Origin of the sequence: Staphylococcus sp. FSL W8-1207 (genome assembly GCF_038003745.1) — a bacterium.
Lineage (GTDB): Bacteria > Bacillota > Bacilli > Staphylococcales > Staphylococcaceae > Staphylococcus > Staphylococcus equorum.
In genome coordinates, this window is record NZ_JBBOPU010000001.1 from 1436813 (window position 1) to 1454762 (window position 17950).

Sequence of the window (17950 nt, forward strand, 5' to 3'; positions counted from 1 at the left end):
CATAAAAACCTTGGCATCCCATAATAATGGTCTACCAAGGTTTTTAAATTACACTATTTTATCTAATTGTTGCACCTTCTGCTTGTAAAGCAGCTAAGATGTCTTCATGTACTGCATTTACTTTGTCATCTGTAAGTGTTTGTTGTGTATCTAAATAAGCTAAACGAATTGCAATTGATTTCTCATCTTCAGCAATGTGTTCGCCTTCATAAACATCAAATACTTCGGCTTTTTGTAAAATTTCTCCACCATGATTTTCAATGACTTTCACTAATTTTGCTGAAGGTATTGTACGGTTGATAACTAAAGCAATATCTCTTGATACACCTGGGAATCTAGGGATTGGTTGATAATTAATATATCCAACTGAGACAGCCATCAATTTCTCATAATTTAATTCAAAAACGTATGTGCGTTTTAAGTCATTTTCTTTTTCAACTTGAGGATGTAATTCACCAACAAAACCAATGATTTCATCGTTTAATTTAACCATAGCTGTTCTACCAGGATGTAAGCCATCAATTTCTCCAGATTCATAGTCAAATTGGATATCCAGTTTTTCGGCAATGCGATCTACGATACCTTTGGCAACAAAGAAATCAACTTCTTCTTTCTTACCTTGCCAAGCATTAACTGTGTAATCACCTGTTAAGATGCCACTTAGATATTCAACTTCATCTGGTAATTCACTTTCGCCATTACCAAAGAATACACGCCCTAGTTCATACAAGCGCACATTATTATTTTTACGTGCGACGTTATAAGAAACTGCATCGATTAAATGAGGTATCAAACTTTGTCGCAAAGTAGCATGCGCCTCACTCATCGGCATTAATAAATCAATTGTAGCGCGTTCTTGTAGTGCGAAATCTTTTGCTCTTTGTTTGTCTACCAATGAATAATTTATTGCTTGACTTAAACCAGCACCTTCTAGTGTTGCTTTCACGACACGAGACTTACCTTGTCTATCCGTTAAAGCACCATGTGTTACTTCCTCAAACACAGGTAATGTTGATGGGATTTCATCATAACCATACATACGTGCAATTTCTTCAATTAAGTCTTCTTTTATTGTAATGTCTTTACGACGAGACGGCACCATAACAGTTAAGATATCTTCATTTCTAGTTGTTTCAAATCCTAATTGTACAAAAATCGCTTCAATTTCTTCCGCTGATAGTTCAAAACCTACTGTAGTATTTACTTTATCAATAGAAATTTCAATTGGAGTAACAAATTGACCTAAATCGCCTTCTGCCACACGACCTTGTGTTACTGAACCGCCTGCATAAGTTTGTAGTAAATAACACGCTCTATCTACCGCTTCATCTACAAATTCTGTCGCAATACCTTTTTCAAAACGACTAGAGGCTTCACTTCTTAAGTTTAATCTTCTTGACGTATGTCTAATAGAAACAGGGTCAAAAATCGCACCTTCAATCACAACATTCGTTGTTGATTCAGTCACTTCTGAGAAATCGCCGCCCATTACACCAGCTATTGCTATTGGATTTGTGCCGTTTGTAATAACAATATCACTGTCTTTCAATATTCTTTCTTGATCATCTAAAGTAGTCATTTTTTCATCAGTATGAGCTTGACGTACTTCTATTTGACTTGAACCTATTTGATCTTTATCAAACATGTGTAGTGGTTGTCCGTATTCTAAAAGTACATAGTTTGATATATCTACGACGTTATTGATTGGGCGAATGCCTGCTTTGATTAAACGCATTTGCATCCACTCTGGAGAAGGCTCGATTGTTAGACCATTTACTACTCTTGCACTGTAATATGCTACTTTATCTTTATTTTGAATGTTCACGCTGATTTCATCTGACGTTTGTTCAGAAATCTCATTACTATTTGTTTCTGGTTTCTTCATTGACACATTGTATAACGCTGCAGTTTCATAAGCTGTACCAATCATACTTAATGCGTCAGCTCTATTTGGTGTTAAATCAAATTCCATCACTTGGTCATTTAAATATAGCGCAGTCATAGCGTCTGTACCTGGAGTCACTTCAGACGAAAAGACATAAATACCATCTTCAAAGTTTTTAGGGACAAGATTGCTTGGCACACCAATTTCTTGAAGGGAACAAATCATACCCTCTGAACGTTCTCCACGTAATTTAGCACGTTTAATTTTTATGCCACCAGGTAATCTGCCACCTACTGTTGCTACAATGACAGTCTGACCAGCATCAACATTAGGAGCACCACACACGATTTGAACCGGTTCTGCTTCACCAATGTCTACTAAACATATATTTAGCTTGTCAGCATCTGGATGAGGCGCTTTAGATTGTACGTATCCGACAACTAAGTTCTTGATTTCTTTTGTATAATCTACAATATCATCTACTTCAATACCAGTACGTGTAATTCTTTCTGCAAGTACATTAACTGGTTCATTAATATCTATATAACTTTCTAACCATTCTTTTGAAATAAACATTACTTTTCACCTCTATCTTCTACAGCTTTAAATTGATCTAAGAAACGTACATCATTTGTATAGAAATGACGTATATCCTCAATACCATATTTCAACATTGCAATTCGATCAGGACCCATACCAAATGCAAAGCCAGTATATTTATTTGAATCAAAACCTGCCATCTCTAACACATTAGGATGCACCATACCAGCTCCTAGAATTTCTATCCAACCAGTTTCCTTACAAACATTACAGCCTTCACCTTTACATTTGAAACATGAAACATCTACTTCTACAGAAGGTTCAGTGAATGGGAAGTAACTTGGACGTAGTCTAATTTCTCTCTCTTCACCAAATAATTGTTTAGCTAATAATTCTAATGTACCTTTCAAATCGCTCATTTTAATATTTTCATCTACAACTAAACCTTCAATTTGAGTAAATTGATGACTGTGCGTTGCATCATCAGAATCGCGTCGATAAACTTTACCAGGGCATAAAATTTTCACAGGACCTTGGCCATTGCGTTCCTCCATCGTTCTTGCTTGAACAGGAGACGTGTGTGTACGCATTAATATTTCATCTGTAATATAAAAGCTATCTTGCATGTCTCTTGCAGGATGTGATTTAGGTAAGTTTAGCGCTTCAAAGTTATAGTAATCTTTCTCTACTTCAAAACCATCAACAATTTCGTAACCTAAACCTAAGAATAAATCTTCAATCTCTTCAATCGTTCTTGTTAAAGGGTGTTTAGAGCCTATCGAAATTTTACGGCCAGGTAATGTAACATCAATTTGTTCTTCTTTTAATTGTTGTTCTAATTGTTCATGCGCTAAAAGTTCATGACGTGATTCAATTTCACCTTCAATGGCTTGTCTCACTTCATTCACTTGTTGACCATAGGCTGGTTTTTCTTCATTCGATAAATCTTTCATATGTTTCATTAAACCAGTAACTGAACCTTTTTTACCTAAATATTTAACTTTTACATCTTGTAATTCTTTTTCATTTTGAGCTTCATTAATATCAACTAATGCTTGCTGCTTAATCTCAGTCATCGCTTCTGTCTGTGCCATACATAGTCCTCCTATTTTAAAATCTTAATGTGTAATGATTTTTTGTAAAAACGCAAAAAAGACTTCCATCCCTTGAAACTGGGACGAAAGCCTTCCGTGGTACCACCCAAATTTATGCCTAAGCATACACTTGTTGTCATTGATAACGGAAATGAGATCCGACTTAAATTTCTTTAAGTAACCAAAAAGGTGAAAAAAACTAAATACAGTGGATTATCTTGCAGTCTTCGGATAATCTCCCTTAAGCAACTGTATGAAAATAGTCTACGTCTTTTTAAAGGTTAATATTTATTTTGAAATATCATTAACTATATTATATACGATAATTGATTAAAGGGTCAACCTTTCAAGTGATACATCACGATACTACCAGCTATTGCTACATTTAAACTTTCTGCCTTGCCATAGATAGGTATTGTTAAATTTTGAGACGTTTTACTCAATAATTCAGGGTTTACACCTTCACCTTCATTACCTAAAAGTAACGCGAACTTTTCTTGACTTTGTATTTGATTATAGGCTACTGCATCATCCAATGCAGTACCATACACTCCCCCTTCAAATCCATCAATAAATTCACTTAAATCTTGTGACACAATTGGAATATGAAAGACGCTGCCTTGACTCGCACGCATAACTTTATCTTGATAAGGGTCTGCTGTACCTTTTTCAAGCACAATTAAATCTAATCCGGCAGCATCTGCGGTACGAATTAATGTTCCTAAATTACCTGGATCTTGGATACAGTCTATAAGTAGCACTTGTTGTGCTTTCGCTGTTTCATGAACAGGTTTTTCAATCACCGCAAAGAAGCCTTGTGGTGTAACTGTACCTGATAATGCTTCAGCAACTTTTAAATTAATTTCAAATACTTCTTCAGCATAATTAATCATACCATCATCAAGTCTTTCAATATCTACGACATACAATTGTTCAATTTTTAAATTGCTTTTATAAGCTTCTTCAATTAAATGATAACCCTCGATAAGTGCGCGTCCTGTCTTATCTCTTTCACGTTTCTTTTTTAATTTAATTGCATTTTTAACTTTACTATTTTGAGCCGAAGTAATCATTTCCATAGCATAGCCTCTTTATTTTAGTATTTTTAACTCTTAAATTTATGCTTAATATTGGTACTAATATTTTTAAAAAATGTAGAAAACTGGCTTTCACTTTCCACTAAAATATTATCTCCTGTATATGTTACTATATCACCTTTAACTGGTGAAGCGTTATTGAGAAATTTAATTTTCAAAGTTTGAGTGGTTTGTATATCTTTATGATTCATCACTTGAAAGTGTACATGTGGCTCAGAAGCATTTCCTGAATTACCTACATTTGCGATATGTTGTCCACGTAATAATGTATCACCTTTCTCAATTTTGAACGAATACGGTTTGATATGTGCTATCATACTATATTCATTACGACCGTGCTTAATAACTATGTAATTACCTTCGGGATGCATTGTATTATATTCTCCAGGTGTGCAATCAGGAATCCCATCTACAACTTCTTCTACTACCCCGTTTGCCGGAGCTAAAATAGGTGCATTATAACTAAAATAATTCTCGCACTCTGTGGGGTCACCATTATATGTAAAACCTTCTATTACTTTTACAAAATCAAAAGCATTACGTTGATTTTTATATCTATAGTGATGATTTAACAACTCATTTGCGCCACCAGTATGAACAAGCCAATCTTCTTGTAAAGGGATTGTATAACTACATTTCGAGAATTTAATTGAATGTGATTGCTTAATCGGTATTAGTGCCATTCCAATAATTTCTTGATATTTATTTAAGATAACACTTACACCTGATTCCATATTAGTATCAAACCAAATATACTCATCTTGACGATTTATATGTAAATGCTTATACAACCTGTTTGTTCCTCTAATACTGTTATACGCACTTAATAACTTCTTAAATTCTTTATAAGAAGAAATTTCTTGAAAATAATCACTAAAATGCTCATAAAGCCAGATGGCATCACTATTTTCTATTTTATTTATAATTATTTGTGCATTAATTGTTTCCATAATTTTACACAACCTATCAGCTGAATATAAATACTACCTATCACTAACATAAAAAATCGCTCAAAAATTATCAAGTGAATAATTAGTGAACGATTAGTATAGGCTATTATTAAGCCATTTAATTAAATGAAATTATTTTGATACAACGTCTTCGCCATTGTATGAACCACAGTTCTTACACACGCGGTGAGATAATTTATATTCTCCACAACTTGGGCACTCTGTCATACCAGGTACTGAAATTTTGAAATGCGTACGACGTTTATTTTTTCTTGTTTTTGACGTTCTTCTTTTTGGTACTGCCATGATATATCCTCCTTATATTCAAACACTAAATAGAAATTTTCAGATTCAATAATCCATTATACTATAGATTATTAAAATCCGCTATTACTCTTCGTCATATAATTGTTGTAGTTTTTGAAGCCTAGGATCAATTTGCTTAGATTCAGATTCTTCCTTATCTTTTGCAAGCTCAACCGCTTCTTCTTCGTCAATAACTTCCCAACCATTGCCTTCACTTAACATCTGATCGCTTTCGTTTGAAAAAACACGCATTGGTTTTCCAATGATAACTAGTTCTTCAGTAATATCTTTTAGATTTATCATACCGTTTGTTGCATCATGGTAATGTTCATCTTTATCTTCGCCATTACTATACTCATCATATCCTTCTAAATCAAAAATCTCTTGAGATTTAATATCTATAGGAGTTTCTACAGGAACTAATGTACGTGCACACGGCATCGTATACGTTCCAGTTATATGCATATCTGCAATGACTTCATTTGATCTGACGGTTAATTCACCTTCAACATCAATATCAGATAGATCTATTAAATCTAATGATTTTACTAAATGATCAAAATTAACCGTTTGATGGAATTCAAATGGTTTATCTTGGAATTTTCTTAATTGTGTTATTGACCATTTCATAGGGCTTCACCTCTAACAAGCACAAAATTTATTTTAACTTTATAGACATAAGTTGTCAAGATTTTTTCTTAACACATTTACATCTGTTACAATATATATAATGAATTCTGAAAGGAAGAATTGCAAATGAAAAGCGTTGCACTAGTCACAGAATATAATCCTTTCCACAATGGTCACTTATACCATGCACAGAAATCAAAGTCAATTACTGAAGCTGAAGTTTCTGTCGCAATTATGAGTGGAAACTTTGTAATGAGAGGCCAACCAGCAATTTATAATAAATTTACGCGAACACAAATGGCGTTAACCGCTGTCGACCTAGTTATTGAATTACCTGCCTACTCTGCAATTTCTGCAGGACAATATTTTGCAGAGACTGCAGTTCAAGTCGCAGATTATTTAAATGTTAATCATTTATCATTCGGAAGCGAATCTGGTAATATAAATGCATTTTTATCACTTGCACAAGAAATGAATAAAGTAGAAGATTCACCACAATTTTCAGAAAAATCTAAAGAAGGTAAAAGCTATCCACGAATCATTAGTGAACTTATCTCTGACCATTCATTACTTTCATCACCTAATAACACTTTAGGGATATCATATGTGCGTGCGATTCAAAAATGGGCACCAACCATCCAACCCTGGACGATAACTCGAGAACAAAGCGCTCATCATGATGATTTGATTTCAAACTTTGCTTTTGCAAGTGGTACTTCGATTCGTAAATCAATTCAAACAGGTGATGACCAATGGAAAAAAGTTGTTCCTGAATCGGCTCAAACACTTTATGAAGCGCCCCAAGTTTCAATTGAAGATACCTTCACTTATATCAAATACGCAATTTTAAGCCAAGATGTGCAAACTTTAGAACAAATCCACTTAATGAGTGAAGGATTAGAACATCGTTTAGTGCATTTAATCAATGAAGCTACTTCTTTTGAACATTTAATGAAATTAATTAAGTCAAAGCGTTATACATATACGCATATCCAACGTTTACTTATGAACATTTTACTGAATTTCAAACAACAAGATAAACCTTCAACAATTGAAGCAGTTAGAGTATTGGGCATGACACAAAAAGGACAACAGTATTTAAAATATTTAAAGAACACTTTTCCAGAGCGTAATTATATAACACAAGTCAACAAACAAAACGCGCATTATTTTACGAACGAAATACACGCTACTCAAATTTATAATTTTCTTTCTAATAATACCGCTACCGACTTCAATACACCTGTGATACGTGTTTAAAAAGTGTAATAATCATAAATTAAAAATGGCTGACCGCATACCTAAAAGTATGAAGTCAGCCATTTTTAATTATCCAGTTGCCTACTTGAATAGCTACAGTTCAGCGATTTCATACAAAGTCTAGAGCCATTTTCCAATTTGTTATTTAGCATTTGGTTCTTTATAGTTATTTTCTAAATTTTTTATTCAATGCTTTTTCCACATGTACTGGAACAAAATCTGAAACATTCGCCTTATATGCAGCAACTTCTTTAACAACACTTGAACTAATAAACGAGTAATTTGTACTAGTCATCATATACATTGTTTCTACATCACTATTTAGCTTTTTATTCATTGAAGTCAGTCTCAATTCATATTCAAAGTCACTTACAGCTCTCAAACCTCTGATTATTGTCTGCGCACCAATATCGTCACAAAAATCAACAAGTAAACCATTAAAATGATGTACTGTAACGTTATCCAAATGTTTCACTGATTCTTTAATCAATTCTAAGCGTTCTTCAATTGAAAATGTTCCTGCTTTACTACTGTTTTTCAAGACACAAATGTGAAGCTCATCAAAGCGATCAGCACTTCTATCTATAATATCTATATGCCCATAGGTAATTGGATCAAAACTTCCGGGAATAACTGCTTTAGTTGTAGACATTTTAATCTCCTTTTTCTAATAACAAAGTGTCTGTCAGTCCATAATGATAACGCTTTATCACATGGAAAGGATCAGTATTAATTTTTTCGTGATGATTGAACTCACAAACGATAATACCACTTTCTTTTAATAAATTAAACTTTGCGATTTCTTTCAACGCTTCATCTATTAGTCCTTTTTCATATGGGGGGTCCAAAAAGATTACATCAAATTGAATATCTCGTTTCGAAAGTGCTTTCAACGCACGGTCTGCATTGTTTTTATATACTTCAGTTTGCGATTCTATATTCAAACTCTTTAAATTTGCTTTAATCACTTTAACGGCTTTAAAATTTTGATCTACAAAAATCATTTTATCAATACCACGAGACAAAGCTTCGATACCTAAAGACCCGCTACCTGCATATAAATCTAAGCCTATTCCTGAAACTTCATGAAGACTATTAAAAATGCCCTCTTTCACTTTATCCATTGTAGGTCTGGTATTGCGCCCTTCTATGCTCTCTAGCGCTTTACTTTTATGTATTCCTGAAATCACTCTCATATTATTAACACTTCCATTCTTAAATCAAATTTTATATAATGCATACTGCATGATAAGGAGGATACAATAATGAAACAATCATTTATAAAATTAGGCGAAGGCCTCACAGACTTATTCGAATTTAACACTTTAATAGAATATAATTTCAAACGTATCGACCATATTGTTTATTTCCACGCTGCTACTTTCGAGAAAAAACCTTCTTCAGTAGCAATCGTTATGCATCCTACAAGTGAAAATCACTTCCAAGCTATGTATATCATGGTTAATGCTTTAAATTACCCCTATCCTAATTCCAATAAAAAGTTTGAAATGATCAATGAGCAAGCAAAACTATATAATATAGATATCAAAGAGGTAGATGTACAACCTAGTGAAACCTTCCACGACATCGATTTATATTTTAACTACTTAATCAGTGTTTTAAGACTACAGAGATGGATTCCACCATTGCAATAATTGAATAAAATAAGCCACTGTAGACAATCACTGTACTATTGTGGCTTTTTAACTCATTCCTATTAACTCTTTAGCTACATTTCTTTTAATCAGATACAAAAAATCAAGATATTTCATGCTGTTCTTTTTCATAAACCTTTTTTAAATATTTATAAGGTGAGCCTTCAATATCCTTTACATATTTGAGCTTCATTAATTTTTCAACAATTTGATCCGCTTCTTCTTCATTTATATACATTACAACATAGCGTTGTTGTCTATTTACACTTACAATATGGCCAAACTTTCTTACTTGTCTTTCGTGTTTCATATGTTTTAAATAAATTATCAAACTTGTTCTAGCTATAGTGTTCATATTTTTCACTCCAATTATTAGCCTTTATATAATATCATGTCTTTTTATTTTTAGAAATAACAATTATTTTGATGTATCACAAACATTTGCTATATTACTTTATATACTCAAAACTGAGGAGGATTGCTCGTGACAAAAATCAATAAATTAATTAAGGGCGGATTTTTAAGTACACTTGGTTTAGTCGGTAGTGTATTTTTACTTACTAAATATAAAGCTAAACCGAATAATCAAAGTATACCATCTTTCTTTTCTAAACCTGCACCATATATATTTGCCCATCGTGGTGGCATGGCTGTAAGACCAGAGCAAACTAAACTTGCTTTTGATAATGCAGTAGCACATGGTATTGATGGATTTGAAACAGATGTGAGACTTACAAAAGATCGAAAACTCATCGTTTTCCATGATGTAGACGTGGATCGTACGACTAACGGATCAGGTAAAGTATCCGAACATACTTTAGCAGAGATAAAACAGTTAGATTCAGGATATCATTTTGTAGATATAAACGGTCATAAACCTTATAGAGGCCACAAAGATGCTTATATTTTATCTTTTGATGAATTACTTAAATTATATCCAAATCAATTGATTAATGTTGATTTAAAAGATGACCCTGAAAGTGAACATGGCCATCTTGTACCAGAAATTATATTTGAGGATATTGTTGCTAATAATGCTCAAGATCGCGTATTAGTAACAAGTTTCCATAGTAAACAAATTGAACGTTTTAATATAATAAGTAATGGTACAGTAGCCATTGGCGCAGGTCAAAGTGAAGTTGCAGAAGGTTTCTTAAAGTTCTATTTAGGACTAGGCAATAGCTTTCAACCACGTGCGCACACTTTCCAAATGCCTGTTTCATTCAAAGGTATTAAACTAACTTCACCAAGATTCATTCAATGGCTAAACACACGTGATATCATTCCAGGTTATTATGGTGTGAATAATCTCGACTTAATGAATGATTTGATTTTTAATGGTGCGCATACCCTTGTTACTGATAGACCCGATTTAGCAGAACGCTTTAAACATACTTATCACTAGCAACGCATGCTTCAGAATAAAGCTGGGAAACCTCAATGAGGCGTCCCAGCTTTTTTCAATATTTCTTATTGATAACTCTTAAAATTCAGCTTAAAGTGAACAGCTACATGATCCACCTGTAGCACAACCACTTGCATCTTTTTGGAAAAATGGATTGCCTGTTTCAATTTTTACATTTTCAGAAACAGCGTATGCAATTTTAACAATCACTTCATCTATTAAATCCTGTAGTAAAACTTCTTTTTGTTTAAAATCCATTACAACTGGCAACATTTCATACGCACGTTTACGTTTACGCGTGTCCAACATCACTGTTTGGTAATCAGGGTGGTATTTACCAAAACGCATAATTTCATCATATTTATCTTTTGATTTCAAAAATGCTTGGTATAGTAAGTGTGCCTCATCATTATCCGCTAATTGTTGTTCAGCCTCTTTATATTCTTTATATAATCTTGATTCAAGTATTTTATCACTAAGTGCTTCAATTTCATCAAGCACTGTTAATGTTTCTTCAGTAATCATCGTTACAAATCTCCTTTCTATTTATCTTCAACAAAAATAATTGTGTAGTAACCATTCGTTACTTCGCCACCCATTTCATTATATTTAGAGTTTAACATCCTAGATCTATGAATATCTGAGTTGAGCCAACTATGTATTAAAGTTGGAACTTCGTTAAAATCATAGCCTACATTTTGACTAGCAGATACAAATGGCACTTCTTGCTCATTTAACTGTTGTTTTAAAGCATCTTCAGTAAATTCAACACTATCAGTACCAATTGCTTCATACAAGTTAAATGAGGCAATATGCGTCAATTGATTATTAACCTTCAATGGCTCAGCATCCTTTAACTTTCTCATTTCATTTGTAATTTCATAAAGTGTAGTCAGCTGATTTGAGTTTTGCTCATAAGTAATATTACTATATTTACTTTTAACTTCTTTATCTTCTTTGGTAGATAACATTTGATACGGTTTAAATGCTGCCAAAGCTTCACTATCTAAATATCTAACCGCGACTACCTCATTAGATTGCTGATCTATGTAAACTTGAGCATAGATATCTTTGAATTTAATTAATGCTTGTGTTTTCATATCTGAATCAGATAATTCTAATTGATATTGCTTACCATTTACAGAAATCATTGGTTCTGGATTGATACTATATTTTTCAAAAACCTGTGACGCATCATCCTGTATCTTTATAGGATTTACATTAGCATCTTTACCTGTCGCATAAACAGACTTAACAATCCCTTTTTTAGTAGTAATCAAATAATATTTATCTTTTTGCTTAAATACATAATTTTTAAAATTATTTTTATATGGATAAACTCGATCAGCTTGACCATATTTATCAGTTAATTCATCTAAGCTTTGACCAACCCACGTACTTACGCCCTTTTCAGGTTTAGGGTTTTCAGCGTTTGTCTCAGTTTTTTGAGCATCCTTATTTTGAGTCGTTTTAGTTGAATCTTTATTAGGATTTTCGAGTACGTCAAACTTTAAACGCGGTGAGTAAAATAGATAAATTAAAAAACAAATTAATAATAATACACCAATAATTTTAATTATTAGTTTTTTCATCGCTCACCCACCTATATATTACTTTCATTTATTGTACATGTTTCATTATGTCACAAGCAAGGTATGACGTTGTAAATTCTTTGTTAAGATTAGCACAGGTCATTTAAAATACACATTTTTACGATTCAGCGATACAAGTGATACATCACCTTTTTTTGGGTATAGTGATAATTGAGAGGTGAAAGTCATGACAACAATTCGTATTCACGGTGCAAAACAAAATAATTTGAAAGATGTTTCTGTCGATATACCCAAGCATCAAATAACGGTTTTTACTGGTCGCTCAGGTTCAGGAAAATCTTCATTAGTATTTAATACCATTGCTGCCGAGTCAGAACGTCTTTTAAATGAAACATATTCTACATATATACAACATCAATTAACTCAATATTCAAAACCAAAAGTAGATTTGATTGAACACCTACCAGTTGCTATGATTATCAACCAAAAACGATTGGGTGGTAATTCGCGTTCTACAGTAGGTACAATATCTGATATATATGCTTCAGTGAGATTATTATGGTCTCGAATCGGAGAACCTTTTGTGGGTTACTCTGACATATTCTCATTTAACAATCCTAAAGGGATGTGCGATACATGCTCAGGTCTAGGCTATGTGGAAGATATAGACTTAAATGAGCTGTTAGATTTCAATAAATCATTAAATGAAGATGCGATACGATTCCCCTCTTTTAGACCGGATAGTTGGAGAGGAAAGCGTTATTTATATACAGGGTTATTTGATAACGATAAAAAATTAAAAGATTATACACAAGAAGAACTTAATACATTGCTATATACAAAGCCTACTAAACTGAAAAACCCACCTGATAATTGGCCTAAAACAGCCAAATTCGAAGGTTTAATTCATCGGTTTAGACGTTCTTTTTTACTCAATGATAATTTTGAAAAAAATAAATTTAGAGATGCCATAGATCGTGTCGTAACTTCAAAAGAATGTCCGAAATGTCATGGAAAAAGATTACATCCAGATATTTTAAAATGTAAAATTAATGGTTTTGACATCTCAGATTTCACTCAATTATCCATAGATGATGCATTAGATTTCATTAAAAACATTCACTCAGATAAAGCCCGCGTCATCATTGAACCGCTACAGCAACAATTACAATCTTTAAGTTATATCGGGCTTAATTACCTAACTTTATCTAGAGAAACTACCACGCTTTCTGGTGGTGAATCACAACGTATTAAATTAATAAGACACCTTAATAGCCCTCTAAGCGATCTAGTTTACATTATAGATGAGCCTAGTGTTGGTTTGCATCCTGATGATATACAACGTATAAATGAAATCATACAATCTTTAAAAGACAAAGGAAATACTGTGTTGGTCGTTGAACATGACCCTGATGTTATACGTATTGCTGATCACGTTGTAGATTTAGGTCCACTTGCTGGAAAAAACGGTGGAGAAATTACATTTACCGGGTCTTACAATACTTTATTAAAATCAACTACGAGTACAGGCGTTGCTTTACGAAGAATGCATAATCTTAAATCACAACCTAGAGAAATCCAAGATTATATTAAACTTTCTAATATTTCTCGTAATAATTTAAAAAATGTTTCAACTAAAATACCTAAACAAGCTATGACTGTAGTGACTGGTGTCGCAGGTTCCGGCAAAAGTTCATTAATTCATGAAGGATTAGGTCAGTTACAAGACACTATTTTTATTGATCAAAAACCTGTACATGCATCAAGTCGTTCTAACTTACTCACTTATTTAAATATATTTGATGAAGTACGAAGCTATTTCAGTGAAGAAACTGGATTAAAAAAATCTATGTTTAGTTATAATTCAGAAGGCGCCTGTCCAGAGTGTCATGGTAAAGGAATTTTAAAAACTGAGCTTGCATTTATGCCAGATTTTACTCAAACATGTGATGTTTGTGACGGCTTAAGATATAAACCAGAAGTTCTTGATGCAAAAATAGCTGGTTATTCAATCGCAGATATTCTTGCGCTAACTGTAGATGAAGCAATCGAATTCTTCCATTCAAAACACAATATTTCAACACCTTTAAATGCTTTAAAATCCACGGGACTTAATTATATGACATTAGGTCAAACATTAAATACATTATCAGGCGGCGAAATTCAACGTGTGAAACTAAGTAAATATTTAACACGTACTGTAAATCACCAAACTTTTGTCTTCGATGAACCTACAACAGGATTGCATGAAGATGACATACCTATCTTATTAGACTGTTTTAATCAACTCATTGATGACAACAACACAGTAGTAGTAATAGAACATAACTTAACCATGATGACTCATGCAGACTGGATCATTGATATAGGCCCTTATGCTGGTGGACAAGGTGGTCAATTGCTATATGAAGGAAAACCAAAAGGGTTATTAGACATTAAAGCTTCTGTAACTGCCAAACATTTACTAAGATATTTAGGTAACTAGATTGAACCTTTGGTATTGTTGTTTATTAACGATATCGCTGTAATTAAAAAATGGTAAGCAATCAAAATTTGATTGCTTACCATTTTTATTATATGCCGATAATCTTTCCGTAAAATGACTAACAGTAAGTCAAAAATATTAGTTACAATCCAAACGTTGCTTTAATTAGCGATGTAGTCTCTCCGCCAGGATAAATTACATAGAGTAAAGCATAAACTGCTACACCAGTAATTGCAGTAAAGAACCATATAATCGATGCAATCGGGCCGACAAATCTATGCACTTTAAATTTCTCTTTAAAGGCCGTGATGATTTGTGATACACCTAAAATTGCACCAATTGTTGCTAAATTGATATGGAATACTAAGAATATTGTGTAATAAATTTTCACTGAATCTGGACCACCGAAAGCAGTATTACCAACGAAAATCGTTCTTGAAGCATAAATGATAAAGAATGCGAGTGCAAAAAACGCTGCGCTTAGCATTACTTTTTTATGACTTTCAATTTCTCTCTTCCAAATTTTGCGCCAACCTATTGCAACTAAGATCGCACTAATAATAATAAAACTTGTACTTAAAGTAGGTAAAATTGGTAAATTCATATAATACATCCTCATTATTAATTATTAGAACATTTGAATTAATGACACGACGACAACGAGCACAAAGAATACTACTAAATAATTCAATGAATAAATAAACATTTTTGTTGCCCATTTCGTTTCATCTAAATCTTTCTTAAAGCTTGTTAACCACATGTACACCCAACCTAAATTCAACAATGTTGCGATTACAATAAACGTTGTGCCTAAAGTGCTAAGTAAAAATGGTAGTGGTAATAAGAAAACAAGCCATATTAACATGCTTACTCTCGTACGACTAAACCCTTTAACGGATGGTAGCATTGGAATATTTGCTAATGAATATTCATCTTTACGCTTAATTGCTAACGCATAAAAATGAACCGGTTGCCAACAGAATACTACTAAGAATAGTGCTACTGCTACCAAACTGATGTTTCCTTCTATTGCAGTCCAACCAATTAATGGTGGCACTGCACCTGGAAAACTACCAATTACTGTATTCCAAACTGTATGACGTTTAGACCAAATAGAATAAAACGAAACATACCCAACGATTCCTATCAAGCCAATTACTCCCGAAGGTATGTTTAACGCAAATAGAAATGCCTCCCCTATAAGCATCATTCCAAAACTGAGAATCAATAGATTTCTGTCTGAGATTCTCTCATTAACTGTTGGTCTCTGTTGTTTACTTGGCATGATACTGTCAATATCTTGATCATAGTAATTATTTAAAGCACATGCGCCCCCCATAATTAACGTAGAGCCCACCAACATCATTAAGATTTGTGGTATTGACGAGAGGAAGGAATGATTCGCCAACACAATTGCAAGCCATGAACCAGCAAATGCAGGCAGTAAGTTTCCTTGTACAAGTCCTGTTTTGATGATTTGCTGTAACTCTTTAAAAGTTACACGACTAGAATTATGTGACAAAGTTTGTTCTTTGTTCATAATTTCCCTCCTATTTTTTTCATATAATACAATGATATATTAAATTTGTGTTATTGACTACATTTATGTAAAGTTATTTGTGACACTTTAGCGACTTTCACAAATAGTCATTTTTGTGACACAATTTAATCTATATTTCTTGTTATAATGTTAGTTAAGATTTATTTAAATTTTATAAGTATGTTTTTTCGAGATTAATAATTACAATAATTACAACAAATAATGGTACAACTGAATGTAATTTAATGTCTCAAGAATTTTACATATAAGTGGGGGGTTAATTCTTGTTTAGCAAAAAAAACCTAAAATGGTTATCTGTTTTAGCAACACTCATTATGGCTTTTGTTCAATTGGGTGGTGCCTTAGTTACCAAGACTGGTTCAGCAGATGGATGTGGCTCTGACTGGCCATTATGTCATGGTGCATTTTTACCTCAAAATTTACCAATTCAAACGTTGATTGAATTAAGTCACCGTGCAGTTTCAGGCATATCCATGCTTGTTGTCTTATGGTTAGCGATAGTTGCTTGGAAACATATTGGTTATATTAAAGAAGTAAAACCTTTAAGTATTATAAGTGTTGGATTCTTAGTCATCCAAGCGCTTGTTGGTGCAGCAGCAGTAATGTGGCAACAAAATTCTTATACGTTAGCTTTACACTTTGGTATTTCATTGATTTCATTCTCATCAGTGTTTGTCTTAACTTTAATTATTTTTGAAATTGATCGAAAATATGAAGCTGATGAACTATTTATCAGAAAACCATTAAGAATTTATACATGGATTATGGCAATTGTTGTATATTTAACTATATACACGGGAGCACTAGTAAGACACAAAGAAGCCAGCTTAGCATATGGTAAATGGCCACTGCCATTTGACGATATCATACCGCATAATGTACAGGACTGGGTAAACTTTACCCATAGAGGTATGGCTTTAATTGCTTTCATTTGGATATTATTAACATTTATTCATGCAGTAAAAAATTATAGCCATAATCGTACAATACGTTTTGGTTATACATCTGCCTTTGTCTTAGTAGTTTTACAAGTTATTACAGGTGCTTTATCTATGATGACAAATGTTAATCTATTCATTGCTTTGTTACATGCGCTATTTATTACTATATTGTTTGGCTTAATAGCTTACTTTATAGTACTAATGCTTCGAACAATTCGAAGTGGCGGATAAATTAGATTTTATTGGTTCATAAACAATATAAGTATGTAGATAAACCAAATGCTAAAAAAGCATTTGGTTTTTTTATTGATAATATTCATTAAAGCTATTTTCATTAAGTGGGTTATATATTCATAGTTATTTGCGTTGTATTTTTAATAATTCAACTAATTAATTATTAAAAATGACAATGCTTTGAGCGGACTCCTGAGTTGTTGTGGAAGCACTAGTTGAAGACTACAGATTGAGAGTGTCCCGCGGAAAGTGTACAACACATAAAAAAATTCAGAGACTTTATTGACTCTTAGAACTACCCTTTTCTATTAAAGTTTTTGACATATAAAACAGCCGTCAAATTCCCATTTAAGA

General features: G+C 32.9%; 18 protein-coding genes. 5 read left to right on the forward strand and 13 right to left on the reverse strand.

All coding sequences use genetic code 11. The annotated features are described in order from the left end of the window. Positions 1-58: 58 nt before the first annotated feature. From pheT to NSR03_RS07215, 6 genes are all read right to left on the reverse strand, one after another. A complete protein-coding gene (gene pheT, locus NSR03_RS07190; protein WP_069801755.1) occupies positions 59-2461 on the reverse strand; it encodes a phenylalanine--tRNA ligase subunit beta in 2403 nt (800 codons plus the stop codon). Then, positions 2461-3519: a phenylalanine--tRNA ligase subunit alpha gene (gene pheS, locus NSR03_RS07195; RefSeq protein WP_002512277.1), complete on the reverse strand. Its 1059-nt coding sequence runs from the start codon at positions 3517-3519 to the stop codon at positions 2461-2463. The genes pheT and pheS overlap by 1 nt, the downstream gene beginning before the upstream one ends. 338 nt (positions 3520-3857) lie before the next feature. Beyond that, positions 3858-4598, reverse strand: a complete 741-nt coding sequence (locus NSR03_RS07200; RefSeq protein WP_021338671.1) for a TrmH family RNA methyltransferase — start codon at positions 4596-4598, stop codon at positions 3858-3860. Positions 4599-4624: 26 nt separating this feature from the next. Beyond that, positions 4625-5566, reverse strand: coding sequence for a M23 family metallopeptidase (locus tag NSR03_RS07205; RefSeq protein WP_021338670.1), 942 nt, complete (start codon positions 5564-5566; stop codon positions 4625-4627). A 132-nt stretch (positions 5567-5698) separates the two neighbouring features. After that, positions 5699-5872 (reverse strand): 50S ribosomal protein L32, encoded by a 174-nt coding sequence (gene rpmF / locus NSR03_RS07210; protein ID WP_002507971.1) that lies wholly within the window; start codon positions 5870-5872, stop codon positions 5699-5701. An 84-nt stretch (positions 5873-5956) separates the two neighbouring features. Next, positions 5957-6502 carry a YceD family protein gene (locus NSR03_RS07215; RefSeq protein WP_002507972.1) on the reverse strand — a complete coding sequence of 182 codons (546 nt, stop codon included), beginning with the start codon at positions 6500-6502 and terminating at the stop codon, positions 5957-5959. A gap of 126 nt (positions 6503-6628) precedes the next feature. Here NSR03_RS07215 and NSR03_RS07220 point away from each other — a divergent pair, with 126 nt between their 5' ends. Next, complete coding sequence (locus tag NSR03_RS07220) at positions 6629-7762, forward strand: nucleotidyltransferase (RefSeq protein ID WP_065367397.1); 1134 nt, start codon at positions 6629-6631, stop codon at positions 7760-7762. A gap of 166 nt (positions 7763-7928) precedes the next feature. On the opposite strand, the gene coaD is transcribed toward NSR03_RS07220, so the two are convergent. Together coaD and rsmD are read right to left on the reverse strand one after the other, a co-directional pair. Further along, entirely contained in the window at positions 7929-8414 is a 486-nt protein-coding gene (gene coaD, locus NSR03_RS07225) for a pantetheine-phosphate adenylyltransferase (RefSeq protein WP_069820782.1), read from the reverse strand. A gap of 1 nt (position 8415) precedes the next feature. Continuing rightward, positions 8416-8958 carry a 16S rRNA (guanine(966)-N(2))-methyltransferase RsmD gene (gene rsmD, locus NSR03_RS07230; RefSeq protein ID WP_002512273.1) on the reverse strand — a complete coding sequence of 181 codons (543 nt, stop codon included), beginning with the start codon at positions 8956-8958 and terminating at the stop codon, positions 8416-8418. Between the two features lie 69 nt (positions 8959-9027). Here rsmD and NSR03_RS07235 point away from each other — a divergent pair, with 69 nt between their 5' ends. Beyond that, a complete protein-coding gene (locus tag NSR03_RS07235) occupies positions 9028-9417 on the forward strand; it encodes a DUF7147 family protein (RefSeq protein WP_002507976.1) in 390 nt (129 codons plus the stop codon). Positions 9418-9520: 103 nt separating this feature from the next. Here the strand turns inward: NSR03_RS07235 and NSR03_RS07240 are convergent, their stop codons facing one another. Beyond that, positions 9521-9772: a YlbG family protein gene (locus NSR03_RS07240; RefSeq protein ID WP_002507977.1), complete on the reverse strand. Its 252-nt coding sequence runs from the start codon at positions 9770-9772 to the stop codon at positions 9521-9523. A gap of 129 nt (positions 9773-9901) precedes the next feature. Here NSR03_RS07240 and NSR03_RS07245 point away from each other — a divergent pair, with 129 nt between their 5' ends. Further along, positions 9902-10822 (forward strand): glycerophosphodiester phosphodiesterase, encoded by a 921-nt coding sequence (locus NSR03_RS07245; protein ID WP_046465183.1) that lies wholly within the window; start codon positions 9902-9904, stop codon positions 10820-10822. Positions 10823-10912: 90 nt separating this feature from the next. Here the strand turns inward: NSR03_RS07245 and NSR03_RS07250 are convergent, their stop codons facing one another. Then, positions 10913-11347 (reverse strand): YlbF family regulator, encoded by a 435-nt coding sequence (locus NSR03_RS07250; protein WP_002507979.1) that lies wholly within the window; start codon positions 11345-11347, stop codon positions 10913-10915. Positions 11348-11364: 17 nt separating this feature from the next. Continuing rightward, positions 11365-12414 (reverse strand): CAP-associated domain-containing protein, encoded by a 1050-nt coding sequence (locus NSR03_RS07255; RefSeq protein WP_046465182.1) that lies wholly within the window; start codon positions 12412-12414, stop codon positions 11365-11367. A 187-nt stretch (positions 12415-12601) separates the two neighbouring features. Between NSR03_RS07255 and NSR03_RS07260 the strand changes: the two genes are divergently transcribed. Next, positions 12602-14860, forward strand: coding sequence for an ATP-binding cassette domain-containing protein (locus NSR03_RS07260; protein WP_021338667.1), 2259 nt, complete (start codon positions 12602-12604; stop codon positions 14858-14860). A 142-nt stretch (positions 14861-15002) separates the two neighbouring features. Here the strand turns inward: NSR03_RS07260 and NSR03_RS07265 are convergent, their stop codons facing one another. Continuing rightward, the gene (locus tag NSR03_RS07265) at positions 15003-15464 is read right to left on the reverse strand and encodes a DUF420 domain-containing protein (protein ID WP_002507982.1); all 462 of its coding nucleotides are present in this window, start codon (positions 15462-15464) and stop codon (positions 15003-15005) included. 24 nt (positions 15465-15488) lie between these two features. Then, positions 15489-16400, reverse strand: coding sequence for a heme o synthase (gene cyoE, locus NSR03_RS07270; RefSeq protein WP_002507983.1), 912 nt, complete (start codon positions 16398-16400; stop codon positions 15489-15491). A 284-nt stretch (positions 16401-16684) separates the two neighbouring features. On the opposite strand from cyoE, the gene NSR03_RS07275 reads away from it, so the two are divergent. After that, complete coding sequence (locus NSR03_RS07275; protein WP_002507984.1) at positions 16685-17593, forward strand: COX15/CtaA family protein; 909 nt, start codon at positions 16685-16687, stop codon at positions 17591-17593. The last annotated feature ends 357 nt before the right edge of the window (positions 17594-17950 follow it).